The organism is Pseudomonas sp. AC070 (genome assembly GCF_979258635.1).
Map to the genome: position 1 here is coordinate 1140732 of NZ_OZ409871.1, position 19301 is coordinate 1160032.

A 19301-nucleotide genomic window follows, 5' to 3' on the forward strand; every position below is an offset into this window, starting at 1 on the left:
CTCCCACTAGGGAGCAACCCGTTGGCTAACCTACGCTTCATGAGTCCGGCCGCTGCCGTTCGACGGTAGCGGCCTTTGTGTTTTCTGCAATTGAGTGGAGGGGCCGCATGGTTCCCGTAATCGCCCTGGTGGGCCGTCCTAACGTCGGCAAGTCCACCTTATTTAACCGCCTGACCAGAAGTCGCGACGCCATCGTCGGCGACCTGGCTGGTCTGACCCGTGATCGCCAGTACGGTGAAGCCAAATGGCAAGGGCGAACCTACATCCTGATCGACACCGGCGGTATCTCCGGTGACGAGCACGGCATGGACGAAAAAATGGCCGAGCAGTCGCTGCTGGCCATTGAAGAAGCTGACGTGGTGCTGTTCCTCGTGGACTCGCGCGCAGGCTTCACCGCCGCCGACCAGATGATTGGCGAGCACCTGCGCAAGCGCAACAAGACCTCCTACGTGGTCGCCAATAAAGTCGACAACATCGACCCCGACCTCGCGCGCGCCGAGTTCGCCCCGCTGGGCATGGGCGATGCGATTCCAATCGCCGGCGCCCATGGCCGCGGTATTGCGCAGATGATGGAAATTGCCCTGGGCAGCTTTCCTAAAGATGACGCCGAAGAGCCGGAAGAGGGCGAAGAGGAAGTGGTTGCCGAAGGTCAGGAAGCCAAGCGCATTCCGGGCCCGAGCGAAAAAGACGGCATCAAGATCGCCATCATCGGCCGACCTAACGTCGGCAAGTCGACGCTGGTAAACCGCATGCTCGGCGAAGACCGGGTAATCGTCTACGACCAGCCCGGCACCACCCGCGACAGCATCTACATTCCCTTCGAGCGTAACGAAGAGAAGTACACCCTGATCGACACGGCGGGCGTTCGTAAACGCGGCAAAATTCACGAAGAAGTCGAAAAGTTTTCCGTCGTTAAAACCCTGCAAGCGATCAAAGACGCCAACGTCGTGATTTTTGTAATGGACGCCCGCGAAGGCGTGGTGGACCACGACCTGAACCTGCTGGGTTTCGCCTTGGAATCGGGCCGTGCTCTGGTGATCGCACTGAACAAGTGGGATGGCATGGAGCCGAGCGAGCGCGACTACGTTAAAACCGAGTTGCAGCGTCGCCTGTTCTTCGTCGACTTCGCCGACATCCACTTCATTTCCGCGCTGCACGGCACGGGCGTGGGCAACCTGTACCAGTCGGTGCAGAACGCCTTCAAATCGGCGGTTACGCGCTGGCCCACCAGCCGCCTGACGCAGATTCTGGAAGATGCCGTCAGCGAGCACGCACCACCTATGGTCGGCAGCCGTCGCATTAAATTGCGCTACGCCCACTTGGGCGGCGCCAACCCGCCACTGATCGTGATTCACGGCAACCAAGTGGAAGCGGTGCCGAAGTCTTACGTGCGCTACCTCGAAAACACCTATCGCCGTGTGTTGAAGCTGGTCGGTACGCCGATTCGCATCGAATTCAAAGGCGGCGAGAACCCTTACGAGGGTAAGAAAAACACCCTGACGGATCGCCAGGTAAACAAGAAGCGGCGCCTTATGTCGCACCACAAGAAGGCCGATAAGAAGCGCCGCGACAAGAAGTGATGGGCTCGGCATCGATCGGCTACGCGTCGGCGTTGCTGCGTTAAAAATGGATGTTGAATGCTCATTGGCTACAGCCAGCTGCGCTTCAAAATCCATTTTTGCCTTGCGCTGCTCCAGCTCGCTCGATCTGGACCTGTGGCGCTGCAGGTCGGTAGATCAAAACATCGCGGCTGAAGCCGCTCCTACAAACAGCGCGCCACTCTGAGGTTTCTGTAGGAAGTCGTAGGTTGGGTTGAGCCGAAGGCGAAGCCCAACAAGAACCCAGCGGCGTCGGATGGTTATAGCGGTAGACGAAAGGGCACCTTCGGGTGCCCTTTTTCGTGTCCGACCGATCCGTTATCCTCGCCCGTCATGGCGGCAGTAGAGCCATCAATGCTCATACCAGGAAGACGTGATGATCACCAGCAAGTTGCCCAACATCGGCACCACCATTTTCACTCGTATGTCTCAGTTGGCTAGCGAGGTCGGTGCGCTGAATCTGTCCCAGGGCTTCCCGGACTTTGATGGTCCGCAGGCGCTTCTCGATGCAGTCGCCCGCCATGTTCACAGTGGGCATAACCAGTACGCGCCGATGACGGGCCTGCCGGCGTTGCGCGAGCAGGTGGCGGCAAAGATCGCGGCTTGCTACGGACGCAACGTCAGTGCCGAAAGCGAAATCACGATTACCCCCGGCGCGACCCAGGCAATTTTTTGTGCGATTCAGGCGCTGATTCGCCCGGGCGATGAGGTGATTGTTTTCGACCCGAGCTACGACAGCTATGAGCCGTCGGTTGATCTGGCCGGTGGGCGCTGCGTCCATATCCCGCTCAGCCAACCGGACTTCGGCATCGACTGGCAGCGTCTGGCCGATGCCATTTCCCCGCGCACCCGTTTGATCATCCTCAACAGCCCGCACAACCCGAGCGGCGCGCTGATTACCCGGGCCGATCTGGATCAACTGGCTGAGCTGATTCGAGGCCGTGATATCTACCTGATCAGTGACGAGGTGTATGAACACTTGGTATTCGACGGACGCTCCCACGATAGCGTGCTGGCTCATGACGAGCTGTACGAGCGCGCGTTTGTGGTCAGCTCCTTCGGCAAGAGCTACCACGTCACCGGCTGGAAAACCGGCTATGTGGTGGCCCCTCCAACATTAAGCGCTGAGCTGCGCAAAGTGCATCAGTACGTCAGCTTCTGTGGCGTCACCCCGATGCAGTGGGGGTTGGCCGATTTTATGGCGGCCAACCCGCATCACGTGAGTGAGTTGCCGGCGTTCTACCAAGCCAAGCGCGATTTATTTTGCGATCGCCTGCAATCCTCGAAATTTCGTTTCACTCGCGCGGCCGGCACCTTCTTCCAACTGGCCGACTACTCGGCCATCCGCGACGATCTGGATGACGTCGCCATGGCTGAATGGCTCACCCGCGAGCACCGTGTTGCGGTCATTCCTATTTCAGTGTTCTACCAAGAACCGCCGCAAGGCTTGCGGCTTGTACGGTTCTGCTTTGCCAAACGTGAAGAAACCCTTATTCAAGCCGCGGAGCAGCTATGTCGGATTTAACCCGCGGACGCGACATCACCAGTCTCCCTGACCTCAAGCTGGCGCTGGTGCAAACCACGCTGGCCTGGCACGACCCGGCGGCTAACTTTGACCACTTCGAGGCGTTGCTCGAGCAAGCCCGAGGCGCGCATTTGGTGGTGTTACCGGAAATGTTCACCACCGGTTTTTCCATGGACTCCGCCACGTTGGCCGAGCAGGAGGAGGGCGCCACGTACGCATGGCTTCGCGAGCAGGCCAAACGCCTGAATGCGGTGATCACCGGCAGCGTGATCATTCAGGCCGCCGACGGCAGCCACCGCAATCGCCTGTTATGGGCGCGCCCGGACGGCGAAATTCTGCACTACGACAAACGCCATCTGTTCCGTATGGCCGGCGAGCACAAGCACTACAGCCCGGGCGAGCGCCAAGTGCAGATGGAGTTGCACGGTTGGCGGATACGACCGCTGATTTGCTACGACTTGCGTTTTCCCGTGTGGAGCCGCGACCCCCATAACACCGACCTGCTGCTCTACACCGCGAACTGGCCAGCTGCGCGCCGTCTGCATTGGAATCGGCTGCTACCGGCGCGTGCGATTGAAAACCTTTGCTTCGTCGCCGCCGTGAACCGTATCGGCAACGACGGTAAAGGCCATCCCTACAGCGGCGACAGCCAAGTGCTCGACTTTCAGGGCGAGCCACTGCTGGAGGCGAACGCCGGCGACGGCGTGTTCAGTGTTGTGCTCAAAGCGGCTGACCTGGCCGCTTATCGCACGCGCTTCCCGGCGCATCTGGATGCTGACGCCTTCACGCTTTAACCCGTCGACTAGCAGCGGCGTTAGAAGCGAAGCAGGCCGGCCTGGGGCAGGATTTCATTCTTCTCCATCAGCATCCCGCCTTCAGTGTTCAACTCTGAAAGCCGGCCTGTGATGCTCAGTGATTCAAGCCCGTGGATGATTGAGTCACGCCGGTTGTGCACGATGTCGGCGGTTATGCTGACTTGCAGGCCATCAAGGATCGACTCCTGGTCGTTAGTCGCTTTTTTGCCGGCATCGATAACAAGGTTGCCGCCGCTGCCGATTATCGATTCCGTGCGGTTGTAAAAATCGCCAGCGGAGGTCAGCGTAAGGTCTTCCCCAGTCATCAGAATTGCGCCGTGCTCGTTGATAAACGACTGACCACTGCTCATGGTCAGATTGCCCGTGCTGAAGATCGTGCCGGTGTTGGTCAAGTTGCCCTTGGCCGTGACCGATGTTGTTCCGCCCGAGTCAATCTGCGCCGCCGTTGTCACGCTGGTACCTGCGTTTAACTCGATGTTGCCTGAAGTGGCTATGGTCGAATGGGATTCGCTGTGCAGGCTGCTTTTGGAATCAATGCGGATATCACCAAGCGAAGCAAGGCGCGCTCCGCTGTCGAGTTGGAACGTGTAGGCGGCTAGGTCTATCTGTCCGGTAGCCGTTACATCGCTGGCATTCACCAAATAAAGATCGGATTTCATCAACACATCACCGAAGGCCGAAACGGGGTTGTGCAGGTAGATACTCTCATCTGATGAAAGTTGAATGTTGCCGCCGGCGAACAGGCCAGGCACTTGGGCAAAGGACTGAGGCGGCTGGACGTCGCCACTCGCTTTCACGATCTCGATGTCGCCACTGGCCTGTATGACGATGTCGCCACTCACGTGCATCGCTCCGGCATGGCGCACGCCAGGGCCTTCTTCGGTGCTGATCAATGCGATGTGGCCGCCGTACATGGCGCCGGCGGCGGAGCCATCAATTGCAATCTCCGGCCGGCCTTGATCGGCCCTGGCACCTTTGCTGATGCTGCGGTTGAGCACATCGTATTGGTTAGAGCCGGCAATGAGCTGGACGTCTGCAGTGGCGTGCGGCGCGCCGATGCTTCCATTTAAAACAATGGCGCGGGCGATCACGTCGAAATAGCTGAGGCCGCTCGTGTCGACGCCAGCAGCATTGATCACCACCCTGTTGCCATTGGCGGGGACGCTCAGCTTAAGCCCATCGGCGCCGTTCGGGATTGCCGTAGTGGCCGCGAAGCCTCGGACGTTGAGGGTGGTTACGCCGTTGAGCGTCAGGCCATTGGGGTTGGCAATAATGAGGTCGGCGCGGGCGCCGAACACCTCAAGAATGCCTTCGATGTGGCTGGGCTGCGTGCCCGTTACTTCGCCGAGAATCAGGGTAGCGTTCGTGCTCAGGTTTGGGTTGGCGGGCAGTGCGCCGGCCAACTGACTTTGTCCGTGCTCCGTGCTGTTGTTGAAAACCACACCCGGTTTCTTAACGTCAAACTGCTCGAATCGATTGTGGGAAATGCCGTGGCTGTTGGGCGCCACAATGTTAATGACTGGCACGCCCGATGCGGAAACCGTGGAGGCAGGGAGATCCGCGCGGCCGGTGATCACGATTTCGGCCGGGGCGAGGCTTGAAAAACACGCCGTGGCTAAGGCGAGTAACGAAGAAAGCGGCGGGGTGCGGCCTGGAAGTAACCGCGACGATTGGTGATGCTTTACGTTGTTTGAGGGTTTCATAGCGCTGTTCTCTATCCTGATTAATTGAGACACAGGCTAGCCACCTAGGATTTTGCTTATGCAGCACGGCTCGCTGCGAGCCGTAGGTAGTCTCTTTATTACGCCAGGTTTTGGTGTAAGAAAACTCTGCTTGGATGTCTAGCACAACGAAAAAGGGCAGCCCATGGGCTGCCCTTTTTTCATCACGTCTACATCATTCTGCCAGAGCCACTTCTGGTGTTTCCGGTGGCTTGGGCAGCGACGACAGCAGCGCCATGATCAGCGCCGCCAGGTAGGGCAACGACTGCACCAGCAGCATCGCCACCCAAAACTTCACGTCGTTGCTTGGGAAGCCTTGAACGATCCCGATGCCCACCGCAGCGCCCCAAAGCAGCAGCATGATGAAGACTTCCTCACGCGCTTCGGCCATGGCCACCATAAAGCCGTGGCTGGAGCGCATCTTCGGCGTGCGGAAGAACGGGATGCTGGTGGTGAAGAAGCCGTACAGCACCGCCTTGGCGATGGTGTGCGACAACGCCAAACCAGCCAGCGCCGCGCAGAACGCATCCTTCAAGTTAACGCCAACCGCGCGCTGATAGAGGAACACGATCTTGCCGAATTTGAAGAAGAACAGCGCCAGTGGCGGAATAGCGAAAATCAGCAACGGCGGGTCGACCCGCTGCGGCACGATGATCATCGCCGCCGACCACAACAGGGCGCCTGCGGTGAAGAAGATGTTCAAACCGTCGGCAACCCAAGGCAGCCAGCCGGCCACGAAGTGATAACGCTGACCGCGTTTGAGCTCGGTTTCTTTACCGCGGAACAGTTGGCGAGCGTGGCCTTTCATAATCTGAATGGCGCCATAGGCCCAACGGAAACGCTGCTTCTTGTAGTCGATAAAGGTATCGGGCATCAGGCCCTTGCCGAAGCTGTCGTACGCATACGCAGCGGAATAACCTTTTTCGAAGACGCGCAGGCCCAGCTCGGCGTCTTCGCAGATGGTCCAGTCGGCCCACTTCAGTTCGTCCATCACGGTGCGACGAATCATGGTCATGGTGCCGTGCTGGATGATCGCGTCGCGGTCGTTGCGGGTCACCATGCCGATGTGGAAGAAGCCTTTGTACTCGGCGTAGCAGAGCTTTTTGAAGGCGCTGCCGTCCTGGTCGCGGTAGTCCTGCGGCGATTGCACCACGGCGATTTTCGGATCGGCAAAGTGCGGCACCATGTGCTTGAGCCAGTTCGGGTCGACGCAGTAATCCGAGTCGATAACCGCCACCACTTCAGCATCCGGCGCGGTGTGCGGCAGGATGTAGTTCAGTGCGCCGCCTTTGAAGCCATGCAGCGGTGCCACGTGGAAGAAGCGGAAGCGTGGGCCCAGCTCTTCACAGTAGGCCTGCACCGGTTCCCATACCGCCGGGTCTTTGGTGTTGTTGTCGATGATCAACACTTCAAAGTCGGGGTAATCGAGGGCGGCCAAGGCGTCGAGGGTTTGTTTCACCATCTCTGGCGGCTCGTTGTAGCACGGCACGTGAATCGAGACCTTCGGCCGGTATGTGCTGTCGCCGCTCACGGGAATAAACGGACGGCGGCGCTTGTGCACCCACACCGCCTCGGCCAGCTCGTGCGCTTCGGTAAGCAGCACGATAAACACGCCGATGGCACCGACGCCCAGCAACAGGCCGACCGTGAGGCTGAACCAGGTGCTGTATTGCTGGCTGTAGTCGTAGCCGATCCACACCAGTACCGAACCACCGGCGAACGCCACAAAAGTTAGGAAGGTGCGACCGCGTTGGCGCAGGGCGCTGCCGTCGATCAACAGCAGGGCCAATGCCAGCATGGCCAGAACCACCGAACCGATGGCCAATACGCGCCACTGCGGAATGGCGACAACCGGGCCTTCAAACGCGAACTTCTGTTGGCGCGCAGCGTTGAACACGCCCCAGTACGCGCCTACGGAACCTTCGTCGCTGGCCTTCCACGGTTGGTCGAAGGCTTCGATCACGAAGTAGTTGTAGCCTTTGGCGTTCAGCGTGTTGACCAGGGTGCGCAGGTAAATGGCCTGGTCCGCCTGGGTGGCGTCCGCACCGCCGCGCATACGGCCGTTGCTCGGCCAGCCGACTTCCGACAGCAGCAATGGTTTTTTCGGGAAGATCCGTTTCAGGTCGCGCGCGCGGTCGAGCACGAACTGCGTGGAGTCTTCCATGGGAATGAATTCCCAGTACGGCAGGATGTGCGCAGCCACCAAGTCGGTATGGTTAGCCAACTGGGGGTATTTCTCCCAGATGTGCCACTGCTCGGAGGTCGTCACCGGCACTTTCACCTGCGCGCGAACGCGGTCGATGAAGCTCATCAGTTGCTTGGGGGTTACTTCGCGGCGGAACAGAGCCTCGTTACCCACCACCACGCGAACGACGCTGCGTGAGGAGTTGGCGATTTCGATACCCCGGGCAATTTCGCGCTCGTTGCGCTCCTCGTCCGGGCTGATCCAGATGCCCAGGGTGACGCGCAAACCGAACTCTTCGGCGAGCTTGGGAATGTCGCCCAAGGTGCCGTCCACCGAATAGGTGCGCACGTTGTCGGTGTGCTTGCTGAGAAGACTGAGGTCTTCACGCATTTGCTCGTCGGTGGGGTATTGATCCTTCTGCGGGTTCTGGTCGAGCCGGAACGGCGAGAAGGAAAAACCGGAGATTTGTTCAGGCCAATCCGGCGCACTGACCGGACGGTTATACAGTGCCCAGATACCGGTGAAGAGCGCGGCGATTGCCACGAATACCACCAGGTTGAGTCCAAATTTACGCGATGACATAGACGTTTCAGGTTCCAAAGGGTGGAACGGAGAGGTGCCGGCGAGCGCCGGTCGGCGCGCATCCTACTCCGGCGATAAATGGCTGTATAGCTCAGCTCATTTACCCGGTTTTATCGCCCGCAAACCTTGGTCAGCGCCGCCTGTCATTAGTTCGCCATCAGCCAGACCGCGCGGGATCCATCGGTGTGCAGTACCGGTGGCAGTTAAGCATAAGCAGGTATCGCTGCGCACGCGCCAGGCCATACTCAAACGTGCGCGAGGGCACGTGCTGAATCAGGCGTTTCACCGTCGGTACTTGGGCCTGGCGAGTGCGCTCCCTATAATGCGCGCCGATTTGCCGGCTGCTCGCGCTGAGCGCATGCCGTTATAGAGGTGCTGTGATGAGTACAGATGAACAACGCTTTGGCGGCATTGCCCGCTTATATGGTCGCGACGGCTTGGCGCGCCTGGGGGCCGCTCATGTGGCCGTGGTCGGCATCGGTGGCGTTGGCTCATGGACGGCCGAAGCGCTGGCGCGCAGTGGCGTTGGCGAAATTTCGCTGTTCGACCTGGACGACGTCTGCGTCAGCAACACCAACCGGCAAATCCATGCGCTGCAAGGCGCTATCGGCCAGTCCAAGGTCGAGGTTATGGCTGAGCGCATTCGCGCCATTAACCCCGCTTGCGTGGTGCACGCGGTCAGCGACTTCGTCACGCGCGAGACCATGGCCCAATACATCACCGTGCAACTGGACTGCGTGATCGACTGCATCGACAGCGTCAACGCCAAGGCCGCGCTCATTGCCTGGTGCAAGCGCCGCAAGATTCAAATCATCACCACCGGAGGCGCGGGCGGGCAGATTGACCCGTTGTTGATTCAGGTTGGCGATCTAAACAAAACCGTCAACGACCCGCTGGCCTCCAGCGTGCGTTCGGCGCTGCGTCGTGATTATGGTTTTTCCCGCACGCAAGGCCGTCATTACAGCGTTCCGTGCGTGTATTCGCGCGAGCAGCTTCGTTATCCCAAGCCCGACGGCAGCATCTGCCTGGAGAAGAAGTTTGTCGGCGATGGTGTGAAGCTCGACTGCGCCGGCGGTTTTGGCGCGGTGATGATGGTGACCGCAACCTTTGGCATGGTAGCGGCGGCCAAGGCGGTGGATAAGTTGGTGGCCGGGGTTCGTCGGCCTTCGGAGCGGATGCCGGGCTGAGCGCAATGCTGACAGTTGAAAGGGCGGTGGGGGTTGCGTTCGGTGTGGCGGCCAATCGCGGCTGAAGCCGCTCCTACACATTAGGTGCGCTGGGATGTCAGGTCTGGAATCTGGCCTATGTGTATCCACAAACTTACCGAGTTGTGACGTGCTTTTCACAGCGCCTCAGGCACACTGCAAGCGCCTCCGGTTCGCCGGTTTTCTTGCGGATTTCTTCATGTCCTATCCCTCGTTCAAGGCGCGTCGCCTGCCTGTCGCATTGCTGTTGTCCACTGTGCTGCTGGGCGCCTGCGCCAGTAAGCCCAACGATTTGCGTAATCCCCACGAAGCGATTGCCGTCTTTGCGGACAAGTCTTATCAAGCGCCGATTCACGGCTCGGTCCAGGGCTGGGAGGCGCAGTTCACCGTGGCCGAGCAAGCCGTTGATGTCACCTGGCTCGCCCCGGTTCAAGCCTCTACGCCCGCTCCTTTAGTGGTGTTTCTGCCCGGCCTGGGTGAAGGTGCCGGCGCGGGGCTGCAATGGCGTAAGACTTGGGCGGAAGCGGGCTACGCCGTGGTGTCGATTCAGGCGCCGCAGGTGGGGCGCGGCATTTATTCCAGCAGCGAGGCGCAGGCCGGCACCTTTCGCGGTATCGCTCAGCGCGCCTATGCGGACCCCGCGTTGAAAGCACGCCTCAACGCCGTTGCGCAGGTACTCAATCAATTACGCGTACGCGGTCAGGGTGGTGACGCCCAGGTAGCGGGTGTCGACTGGAATACGCTGGCCATCGCCGGTTACGACCTGGGCGCGCAAAGCGCTGCCGCGTTGGCCGGTGACAACATGCTCCCCGGTTGGCAGCCCAAAGCGGTGCTGTTGTTCAGCCCCTACGTGGGCCCCGGCCTCGCTGCCGCACGCATCGATGTGCCGCTGCTAAGCGTCACCGGTCCTCACGACGAAGACCCGTTCAGTTGGGTGGAATCGCCGGAGCGGCGCGAGGCGATTTGGCGGGGCAACCCCAACCCGGGTAGCTACCAGTTGATCGCCAAAAACGCCCAGCATCCGTTGTTCAGCGGTTCGTTGGACGAGTTGCCTGGGCCAGACGATGGGGAGCAAAAACGCCCACCCCGTGACCCTGACCTGGGCGCCGGCGCTGGTGGACGCGATGGCACCAGCGGCCCGCCCGGCGCCGATGGTGGCGAAACGCCGAAGCGTCGTCCGCGACCCGACACCATGGGCCACGGGCAAGACAGTCAGAACTGGTTTGATGCCCACCAAGTGGCCAATGTGCAAGCGGTGAGCACGGCCTTACTCGACGCCACGTTGCGTCGTTCCGCCGACGCCAAAACATGGCTGGGCACTGAGGCCGCCAAGGCCATTGGCCCGGCCGCGTCTATCGAGGCGCGTTAGCGGTCAGTTCTGCCATGCGCGTGAGCACGGCCTGCAAGCCGTTGCTACGCGAGGGCGAGAGGTGGCGGGCCAGGCCGAGCTGGGTAAACCAGTCGGCCAGGTCGAGCTGTTTCAGCTCCTCTGCCTGCAGGCCGTTAACCCGCACCAGTAACAACGCCAGCAGCCCACGAATCAGACGGGCATCGCTGCTGGCGCGAAATTGCCAGCCGCCGCCATGCTGCTCGCCCACCAACCACACCTGACTCTCGCAGCCGCTGACGCGGGTGAGCTCGCTGCGTTCCTCGTCGGCCAGTGGCGCCAGCTGTTCGCCCCACGCCATCAGCAGGCGGGCTCGTTGTTCCCAGCTCATGGGTTGGCTGAAGGCCGCCAAGGCGGCGTGGGCAGCGCTCGGGAGGTTCATTGCAAAATCTCCAGGGCCTGGTCCAGCGCGGCGAAAAAGCGCTGCAAATCACTGCTGTCGTTGTACAGGGCCAACGATGCGCGGATCGCGCCCGGCAACCCCAGGCCGCGCAGCAAGGGCATTGCACAATGGTGCCCGGCGCGCACGGCGATGCCTTGTTCAGTGAGCAAGTGCGCCAGGTCGGCGCTGTGCACGTCTTCCACTATAAAGCTGGCCAGTGCGATGTCCGGCTCGCCTAACAGGCGCACGCCGGCGCGGGCTTTGAGGCCGGCCACCAACTCTTGATGCAGGGCCGTTTCGTGGGCGAGCACCGCGTGCGCGTCGAGGCTGGCGAGGTAGTCCAGCGTCGCGCCAAGGGCAATAACGGAGGACACCGCCGGCGTGCCGGCTTCGAACCCGAGCGGGGCCGGGCGGAACTTGGCGGTGTAGTAGTCGGTTTGCAGCAGCATTTCGCCGCCGAACTGCCACGGCAGCACGCGTTCCAGGACGGCGGCGCGGCCGTAGAGCATGCCCACGCCGTCCGGGCCGTAGAGTTTGTGGCTTGAGCACACGTAGAAGTCGCAGCCCAGTTGCTGCACGTCGTGACGACCGTGAACCACGCCCTGGGCGCCATCAATCACGGTGATGGCGCCATGGGCTTTTGCCAGGGCCAGCAACTCATTCACCGGTTGCCAGGTGCCGAGTACGTTGGACAGTTGGCTCACCGCCAACAAGCGCGTGCGCGGGCCGATCAATTGCTGGGCAGCCGCCAGATCGATGCGCCCTTCAGCGGTGATCGGCAACACAATCAACGCCATGTCGCGACGCTGCGCCAGTTGTTGCCAAGGCAGCAGGTTGGCGTGGTGCTCCAGGGCGCTAATGACTATTTCATCGCCGGAGTGGAAGTGCTCTTCGAGCCCATAAGCCAACAGATTCAGCGCTTCGGTGGCGCCGCGCGTGAAGACGATTTCCTCGTTGCTGGCGGCATTCAACCAACGCGCCGCTGTGCCCCGGGTTGCTTCAAACGCGCGCGTGGCTCGTTCGCCCGGCAAATGCTGGGCACGGTGCACGTTGGCCGCACCCGCGATGTAGTAGCCGAGCAGCGCATCGATCACGGCTTGCGGTTTCTGTGAAGTGGCGGCGCTGTCGAGGTAGGTCTGGCCTTCGGCTGCGAGGGCAGCGAGGGCGGGGAAGTCAGAGCGCCAGGGAGAATGGATGAGCATCTGAGACCCTGGGTCGATTTACGGAAGGGGGGACCGGCACTGCGCTTCGGCCGCGAGGCTTTTACTTAAAAGCTCGCGGCTGAAGCCGCTCCTACAGGAGTCGTCCGGCGTCTGTTGGATCAGTTGTGCGCGTGCAGGGCTTCGTTGAGTTCGATCGCGGTTTTGTGCGATTTGGCTTCGACGGCGCCGGTCTGCGAATTGCGACGGAACAGCAAGTCTGGCTGGCCGGCCAGATCACGAGCCTTGAGCACTTTTACCAGTTGGTTCTGATCGTCGAGCAGCGCAACTTTGGTGCCGGCCGTAATGTACAGGCCCGACTCCACGGTGTTGCGATCGCCCAACGGAATGCCGATGCCGGCGTTTGCGCCGATCAGGCAGCCTTCGCCCACGCTGATCACGATGTTGCCGCCGCCAGATAACGTGCCCATGGTCGAGCAGCCGCCGCCCAGGTCCGACCCTTTGCCCACGAATACGCCCGCCGATACGCGGCCTTCGATCATGCCCGGGCCTGCGGTGCCGGCGTTGAAGTTGATAAAGCCTTCGTGCATTACCGTGGTGCCTTCACCCACATAAGCGCCGAGGCGAATACGCGAGCTGTCCGCAAGACGCACGCCAGCAGGCACGACGTAGTCGGTCATTTTCGGGAATTTATCCACCGAGAACACTTCCAGCAGTTCGCCTTTGAGGCGCGCTTCCAGTTGGCGCTCGGCCAGTTCGCTCAGATCGACCGCACCTTGGCTGGTCCAGGCGACGTTTGGCAGCAGCGGGAAAATGCCGGCCAGGCTCAGGCCATGCGGCTTGACCAAACGGTGGGAGAGTAGGTGAAGCTTCAGGTACGCCTCAGGGGTAGAAGTGAGCGCAGCGTCTTCGGCCAGCAGGGTGGCCACCAGCGGGCGCTGGCTTTCGGCCAGGCGGGTGAGCAGGGCGGCTTGCGCGGCATCGACATTTTTCAACAGGTCGGCCAGTTCACCAGCCTGATTACTGGTGAACGCGATAGCTTGGTTGCCGCCGCTGTAGCCGAGCTTGGCGCTGACTTTGGCGACCAGTTCTTCGGACGGGTTGAGCAGCGGCAGGGCGTAGAACACTTCCAACCAGTTGCCTTCGCGGTTTTGAGTGCCGACGCCGAAGGCCAGGCTGAACAGGGAATTGGACATGGTGTTTCCTCTTGCTGAATTAGGTCGACGCGCCGGTTGGCGGCGGCTGTCACGGTGTTATTGCGCGTGCCTGGTCATGGCCAGGCCACGGGTTATTCGCGGTGCAAATGCCCTACTTGAAAGCGGCCGAATAGCTATCGGGCTGGAAACCGAGCAGGGTTTTGCTGCCCAGCTCGAGCACCGGACGTTTGATCATGGAAGGCTGCGCCACCATCAGTTCAATCGCCTTGGTTTGGTCGAGGTCGCTCTTGTCAGCGTCGCTCAATTTGCGAAATGTGGTGCCGGCGCGGTTAAGCACCTTTTCCCAACCATGTTCGCTGCACCATTGCTGCAAATGCTCACGGTCGATGCCCACGGCTTTGTAGTCGTGAAAGGCGTACTCGACCTTGTGCTCGTCCAGCCAGGTGCGGGCTTTTTTCATCGTGTCACAGGGTTTGATGCCGTAGAGGGTGATGCTCATGCGTTTGCCTTGTTCTGAAGGAAGGCGCGAATCCGCGTGGCGGCTTCCACGCATTCGGCCAGCGGGGCGACCAAGGCCATGCGCACGCGGCCGGCGCCGGGGTTGAAGCCGTCGACCTCGCGAGACAGATACGAGCCGGGCACCACCGTGACGTGCTCCTGAGCGAACAGTTCACGGGTGAAGTCGGCGTCGTCCATCGGCGTTTTCGCCCACAGATAAAAGCCGCCGTCCGGGCGCTGCACGTCCATCACCGGCTGCAGTATGTCCAGCACGGCGTCGTATTTTTCCCGGTACAGGTCGCGGTTAGCGCGCACATGGGCTTCGTCGTTCCAGGCGGCCACGCTGGCCAGCTGGGTTTGTACGGGCATGGCGCAGCCGTGGTAGGTACGGTACAGCAGGAATGATTTCAGGATTGCGGCATCGCCGGCGACGAACCCGGAGCGCAAGCCGGGCAGGTTGGAGCGCTTGGACAAACTGTGGAACACCACGCAGCGGGCGAAGTCACTGCGACCCATAGCGGCGCAGGCGCTGAGCAGGCCGGCCGGTGGATTGGCTTCGTCGAAATACAACTCGCTGTAGCACTCGTCGGCGGCTATGACGAAGTCGTATTGATCGGCCAAGTTGATCAGCTTTTGCAGCGTTTGCTGTGGAATCAGCGCGCCGGTCGGGTTGCCGGGCGAGCACAGGAACAGAATCTGGCAGCGCTGCCAGACGTCGGCCGATACCGCGTCGAAGTCCGGGTTGAAGCCGTTCTCTTCCAGGCACGGCAGATAGTGCGGCTTCGCACCGGCCAGCAGGGCTGCGCCTTCGTAGATTTGGTAGAACGGGTTGGGGCTGACTACCAGACCGTCATCGCTGCGCTGCACCACGGTTTGCGTGAAGGCGAACAGCGCTTCGCGCGTGCCGTTGACCGGGAGCACGTGGTGCGCGGCGTCGAGCCAGCCCGCCGGCACGTTGAAACGCTGCTCGCACCAGCGTGCAATCGCTTCGCGCAGCGCGGGAATGCCCAGCGTCGTTGGGTACACCGCCAACTGGTCGAGGTTGTCGCTCAACGCCTTGGCGACGAACTCGGGCGAGCGGTGTTTGGGCTCGCCAATCGACAAGGCAATGGCGCGCTTATCGGCCGGCGGCTGAGCACTGGCCAGCAGGGCGCGGAGCTTTTCAAACGGGTAGGGCTGCAGGTTGTTCAGGGCGTCATTCATGTGCGGCGTGTCGTTCTATTCAAATACTGATTCGGGAGAGCTCGACCCGATTGCCGTCGGCATCGGAGAGCTGTTCGATGATCGCGTCCTGCAAACGGGCACACAGGTCGGGATCGGAAAGCGGCTGGTTGCGCGCATCGGTGACAAAAAACACGTCTTCCACGCGCTCGCCCAAGGTGGCGATCTTGGCGTTCTGCAACGACAGGTCGAAGTCGAGGAATATCTTGCCAATGCGGGCCAACAAGCCTGGGCGGTCCGGTGACGTCAGCTCCAACACGGTGACCGGGCGACCGGCGTCGTTGGAAATGATCACCTGCGGCGCGAAGGCGAAGTGCTTGAGCTGACGCGGCACACGGCGTTGGATGATGGTCGGGTAGTCGTCCGGATGGCTTAAGGCGGTGACCAGCCCTTCGCGAATTTCCTTGATGCGCGCCGGGTTGTCGCCAATCGAGCCGCCATCGGCATCCAGCACCACGTAGGTGTCGAGGGTGAACTGGCTGGTAGACGTGATAACGCGGGCGTCATGGATGTTCAGGTTGAGCTGGTCCATGGCCGCCACGGTTACGGCGAAGAAGTCGTGCTGGTCGGGCGCATAGATGAAGATTTGCGTGCCGCCTTCGAATTCGCGCTGAGTCGTTTCCTTGATCAGCACCAACGGGTCGTGCGCGGAGCTGTGTTGCAGGATGGCGTCGGTGTGCCAGGCCACGTCGCCTGCAGTGTGGCGCAGGAAATAGTCATCGCCCAATTGCGACCACAGCTGCTCGGCGTCGTCGGGGTCGGTGCCGCTGCGCACCAAAATGTCGAGCGCGGCGTTTTGGGTCTGGCGAATCTGTTCTTCGCGGTCGACCGGATGCTCCAGGCCCCGGCGCAAGGCGCGCTTGGTTTCGCTGAAGAGCTGGCGCAGCAGACTGGCGCGCCACGAATTCCATAGCGTCGGGTTGGTGGCATTGATGTCGGCGACAGTCAGCACGTACAGGTAATCGAGGTGCACCTGATCACCCACCAATTGGGCGAAGTCGTGAATCACCTGCGGGTCGGACAAGTCTTTGCGCTGGGCCGTGGTAGACATCACCAGGTGGTTTTGCACCAGCCAGACGATCAGGCGGCTGTCCCAGGCGGGCAACTGATGCCGTTCGCAGAAGGCCTGGGCGTCTACCGCGCCAAGCTCGGAATGGTCGCCGCCGCGACCTTTGCCGATGTCGTGGTAAAGGCCGGCCAGGTAAATAAGCTCCGGCTTGGGCAGCGTGCCCATCAGCTTGCTGGCCAGCGGAAATTTCTCCGAAATGGGCGTGTACTGCAGCTTGCGCAGGTGCTTGATCAAATTCAGCGTGTGCGCATCGACGGTGTAGATGTGGAACAGGTCGTGCTGCATTTGCCCAACGATGTCGCCGAACTCTGGCAAGTAAAGGCCGAGAATGCCGTAGCGGTTCATCCGTCGCAGGTTGCGATGAATGCCGATCTCGCACTTGAACAGTTCGATAAACAGGCTGGTGTTGCGGATGTCTTTGCGGAACTCGTCGTCAATCAGGTGCCGGTGTTCACGCAGCAGGCGCACGGTGTCGGCACGCACGCCTTTGATTTCCGGGTTCTGCGCCATCAGCACAAACACTTCGAGAATCGCGAACGGGGTGCGCTTGAAGACGTTGGACGACGTGACTTCGATGTAGCCGTCGCGCAGCTGGAAGCGGCTGTTGATCGGCAGTACCTGGCGACCCTCTTCGCTGCGCAGAATCACCTCTTCGAAGTGCTGCACCACCAACTCGCTGAGCTCGGAGATGCTCATCACCACGCGGTAGTAGTTCTGCATAAAGTGTTCGATGGCCAGTTTGCCGTTGCTGTCTTCAAAGCCTAGCAGCGTGGCAATTGAACGCTGATGGTCGAACAGCAGGCGGTCTTCGGCGCGGCCGGCGAGCATGTGCAGGGCGTAGCGCACTTTCCAGAGAAACTCCTGGGAGGAAGCGAGCAGGGAATATTCGCTTTCCAACAAGAAGCCCTGGCCGACCATGGCGTGCAGGTTGAGCGTGCCGAAGTGGCGACGGGCTACCCATAGAATGGTCTGAATATCGCGAAGGCCACCGGGCGAGCCTTTGACATTTGGCTCCAGGTTGTACTCGGTGTCGTTGTACTTGGCGTGGCGAGCGGTTTGCTCGGCCCGCTTGGCCAGGAAAAACTCTTTGCTGGGCCACATTTTGCTGGTGCTGGTGACCTCGATCATGCGCTGACGCAAGCGCTCCGGGCCAGCAATGGTGCGGCTTTCCATCAGATTGGTGACGACCGTGAGGTCTGCCTGCGCTTCGGAGGCGCATTCGTCCACCGAGCGCACGCTTTGGCCCACTTCCAGGCCGATGTCCCAGAGCAGCGTGAGAAAGCGCTCGATGGAGTCGCGGAAAATTTCGTGATCAGCACTGTCGAGCAACAGCAGCAGGTCGATGTCGGAATACGGGTGCAGTTCGCCACGGCCGTAGCCGCCGACGGCCAGCAGGGCGATATCGGCGTCTTCGCTCCAATCGAACTGCGCCCAGGCTTCGCGCAAGATCTGGTCGATGCACCACGCGCGGTCTTCAACCAAACGCCGGATGTCGCGGCCTTCTTTGAAGCGCAGGTCTAGCACCTCATGGGCGCGGCGGATGGCCTTCTTGAATGCCGCGATGGGGCTGGCTTTAAGCGCCAGTTCCGCCTGGAACTGGCCGCGGTCGAACAACTCGGGATCCACCTGCGGCATTCAGCAGCTTTCCTTTCTATCTATAGGGTGCGGGTGTCAGAGCAACGAGCCTTCAGGCCGACGTGCGGGCAATGGTGTCGTCCGAGCGCAGGGTGAAGATTTCGTAGCCGGTGGGCGTCACCAAAATGGTGTGTTCCCACTGCGCCGAGAGCTTGCGGTCCTTGGTGATCGCGGTCCAGCCGTCGCCCAGCAGGCGGGTTTCGGCACGGCCCTGGTTGATCATCGGTTCGATGGTGAAGGTCATGCCTTCTTTCAATTCCATGCCAGTGCCCGCGCGGCCGTAGTGCAGCACTTGCGGCTCTTCGTGGAACACCTTGCCGATGCCGTGACCGCAGTATTCGCGCACCACGGAGAAACCGTTTTTCTCGGCGTGCTTCTGAATGACCTCGCCGATATCGCCCAGGCGCGCGCCGGGCTTAACCAACTCGATGCCTTTGTACATGCATTCCTGGGTGATCTTGGACAGGCGCACCGCCCATTCCGGGACGTTGCCCACATGGAACATCTTGCTGGTGTCACCGTGGTAGCCATCTTTGATCACGGTGATGTCGATGTTCAGCACGTCGCCATCTTTGAGCGGCTTCTCGTTTGGGATGCCGTGGCAGACCACGTGATTGATCGAGGTGCAGATGGACTTGGGGTAGCCCTTGTAGTTCAGCGGGGCGGGAATGGCCTGTTGAACGTTGACGATGTAGTCGTGGCAGATGCGGTCGAGCTCGTCGGTGGTGACACCGGGCTTGACGTATTCGCCGATCATTTCCAGCACTTCACTGGCCAGACGGCCGGCGATGCGCATTTTTTCAATTTCTTCGGGCGTCTTGATAGTGACGGTCATACACACTCTCTCAGCGCCCGTTGGCGCCTGGCAAAAATACGGAAACCGCGATTCTAGCATTGGGGGAGGGCTGTCTAGCCACTTTTGGGGAACCCTACCGGCGTTGGCGGCTTTCCTTATAGTAAGCGGGCGCTGGCGCTGGGGCTGAAGCGGTTGCGGTATTTTGGGCAACTTTTCGGGTTCCGTTCCAGCGCCTCCTGTGCTATAAAGTGCGCCGCTTTCAGGGCAGCAGTCCGAAAGCCTAAACCCCACACACGTATCGACACGATGGCCTGGGTGCCTTTCAGTTAATTGCTCGCAGTTAATTGCTGAAGGTTGGTCATTGG

14 protein-coding genes are annotated in these 19301 nt (G+C 60.8%); 5 read left to right on the plus strand and 9 right to left on the minus strand.

Features of this window, described 5'->3' with window-relative positions; genetic code table 11:
* The first annotated feature begins 107 nt into the window (after positions 1 to 107).
* The 3 genes from der to ACZZ0Q_RS05065 all read left to right on the plus strand — a co-directional run bounded on the left by der (position 108) and on the right by ACZZ0Q_RS05065 (position 3917).
* Complete coding sequence (gene der / locus ACZZ0Q_RS05055; protein WP_122494095.1) at positions 108 to 1580, plus strand: ribosome biogenesis GTPase Der; 1473 nt, start codon at positions 108 to 110, stop codon at positions 1578 to 1580.
* 394 nt (positions 1581 to 1974) lie between these two features.
* Positions 1975 to 3123 (plus strand): pyridoxal phosphate-dependent aminotransferase, encoded by a 1149-nt coding sequence (locus tag ACZZ0Q_RS05060; protein ID WP_463539872.1) that lies wholly within the window; start codon positions 1975 to 1977, stop codon positions 3121 to 3123.
* Positions 3111 to 3917 (plus strand): amidohydrolase, encoded by an 807-nt coding sequence (locus ACZZ0Q_RS05065; protein WP_463539871.1) that lies wholly within the window; start codon positions 3111 to 3113, stop codon positions 3915 to 3917. The genes ACZZ0Q_RS05060 and ACZZ0Q_RS05065 overlap by 13 nt, the downstream gene beginning before the upstream one ends.
* Positions 3918 to 3937: 20 nt before the next feature.
* Here the strand turns inward: ACZZ0Q_RS05065 and ACZZ0Q_RS05070 are convergent, their stop codons facing one another.
* Together ACZZ0Q_RS05070 and ACZZ0Q_RS05075 are read right to left on the minus strand one after the other, a co-directional pair.
* Complete coding sequence (locus ACZZ0Q_RS05070; RefSeq protein ID WP_463539870.1) at positions 3938 to 5641, minus strand: filamentous hemagglutinin N-terminal domain-containing protein; 1704 nt, start codon at positions 5639 to 5641, stop codon at positions 3938 to 3940.
* Between the two features lie 193 nt (positions 5642 to 5834).
* Complete coding sequence (locus ACZZ0Q_RS05075; RefSeq protein WP_122494091.1) at positions 5835 to 8426, minus strand: glycosyltransferase; 2592 nt, start codon at positions 8424 to 8426, stop codon at positions 5835 to 5837.
* 380 nt (positions 8427 to 8806) lie between these two features.
* On the opposite strand from ACZZ0Q_RS05075, the gene tcdA reads away from it, so the two are divergent.
* Together tcdA and ACZZ0Q_RS05085 are read left to right on the plus strand one after the other, a co-directional pair.
* Positions 8807 to 9613: a tRNA cyclic N6-threonylcarbamoyladenosine(37) synthase TcdA gene (tcdA, locus tag ACZZ0Q_RS05080; protein WP_463539869.1), complete on the plus strand. Its 807-nt coding sequence runs from the start codon at positions 8807 to 8809 to the stop codon at positions 9611 to 9613.
* 217 nt (positions 9614 to 9830) lie between these two features.
* Positions 9831 to 11000, plus strand: a complete 1170-nt coding sequence (locus ACZZ0Q_RS05085; protein WP_463539868.1) for an alpha/beta hydrolase — start codon at positions 9831 to 9833, stop codon at positions 10998 to 11000.
* On the opposite strand, the gene ACZZ0Q_RS05090 is transcribed toward ACZZ0Q_RS05085, so the two are convergent.
* The 7 genes from ACZZ0Q_RS05090 to map all read right to left on the minus strand — a co-directional run bounded on the left by ACZZ0Q_RS05090 (position 10984) and on the right by map (position 18975).
* Positions 10984 to 11400, minus strand: a complete 417-nt coding sequence (locus ACZZ0Q_RS05090; RefSeq protein WP_463539867.1) for a SufE family protein — start codon at positions 11398 to 11400, stop codon at positions 10984 to 10986. The genes ACZZ0Q_RS05085 and ACZZ0Q_RS05090 overlap by 17 nt on opposite strands.
* Positions 11397 to 12602 (minus strand): aminotransferase class V-fold PLP-dependent enzyme, encoded by a 1206-nt coding sequence (locus ACZZ0Q_RS05095; protein WP_463539866.1) that lies wholly within the window; start codon positions 12600 to 12602, stop codon positions 11397 to 11399. The genes ACZZ0Q_RS05090 and ACZZ0Q_RS05095 overlap by 4 nt, the downstream gene beginning before the upstream one ends.
* Positions 12603 to 12721: 119 nt before the next feature.
* Complete coding sequence (gene dapD / locus ACZZ0Q_RS05100; RefSeq protein ID WP_463539865.1) at positions 12722 to 13756, minus strand: 2,3,4,5-tetrahydropyridine-2,6-dicarboxylate N-succinyltransferase; 1035 nt, start codon at positions 13754 to 13756, stop codon at positions 12722 to 12724.
* A gap of 112 nt (positions 13757 to 13868) precedes the next feature.
* Positions 13869 to 14216 carry an ArsC family reductase gene (locus ACZZ0Q_RS05105; protein WP_463539864.1) on the minus strand — a complete coding sequence of 116 codons (348 nt, stop codon included), beginning with the start codon at positions 14214 to 14216 and terminating at the stop codon, positions 13869 to 13871.
* Positions 14213 to 15418, minus strand: a complete 1206-nt coding sequence (dapC, locus tag ACZZ0Q_RS05110; RefSeq protein WP_463539863.1) for a succinyldiaminopimelate transaminase — start codon at positions 15416 to 15418, stop codon at positions 14213 to 14215. The genes ACZZ0Q_RS05105 and dapC overlap by 4 nt, the downstream gene beginning before the upstream one ends.
* A gap of 19 nt (positions 15419 to 15437) precedes the next feature.
* Positions 15438 to 18140, minus strand: a complete 2703-nt coding sequence (locus ACZZ0Q_RS05115) for a [protein-PII] uridylyltransferase (RefSeq protein ID WP_463539862.1) — start codon at positions 18138 to 18140, stop codon at positions 15438 to 15440.
* Positions 18141 to 18192: 52 nt separating this feature from the next.
* Positions 18193 to 18975 (minus strand): type I methionyl aminopeptidase, encoded by a 783-nt coding sequence (gene map, locus ACZZ0Q_RS05120; RefSeq protein WP_122494082.1) that lies wholly within the window; start codon positions 18973 to 18975, stop codon positions 18193 to 18195.
* Between the last annotated feature and the right edge of the window lie 326 nt (positions 18976 to 19301).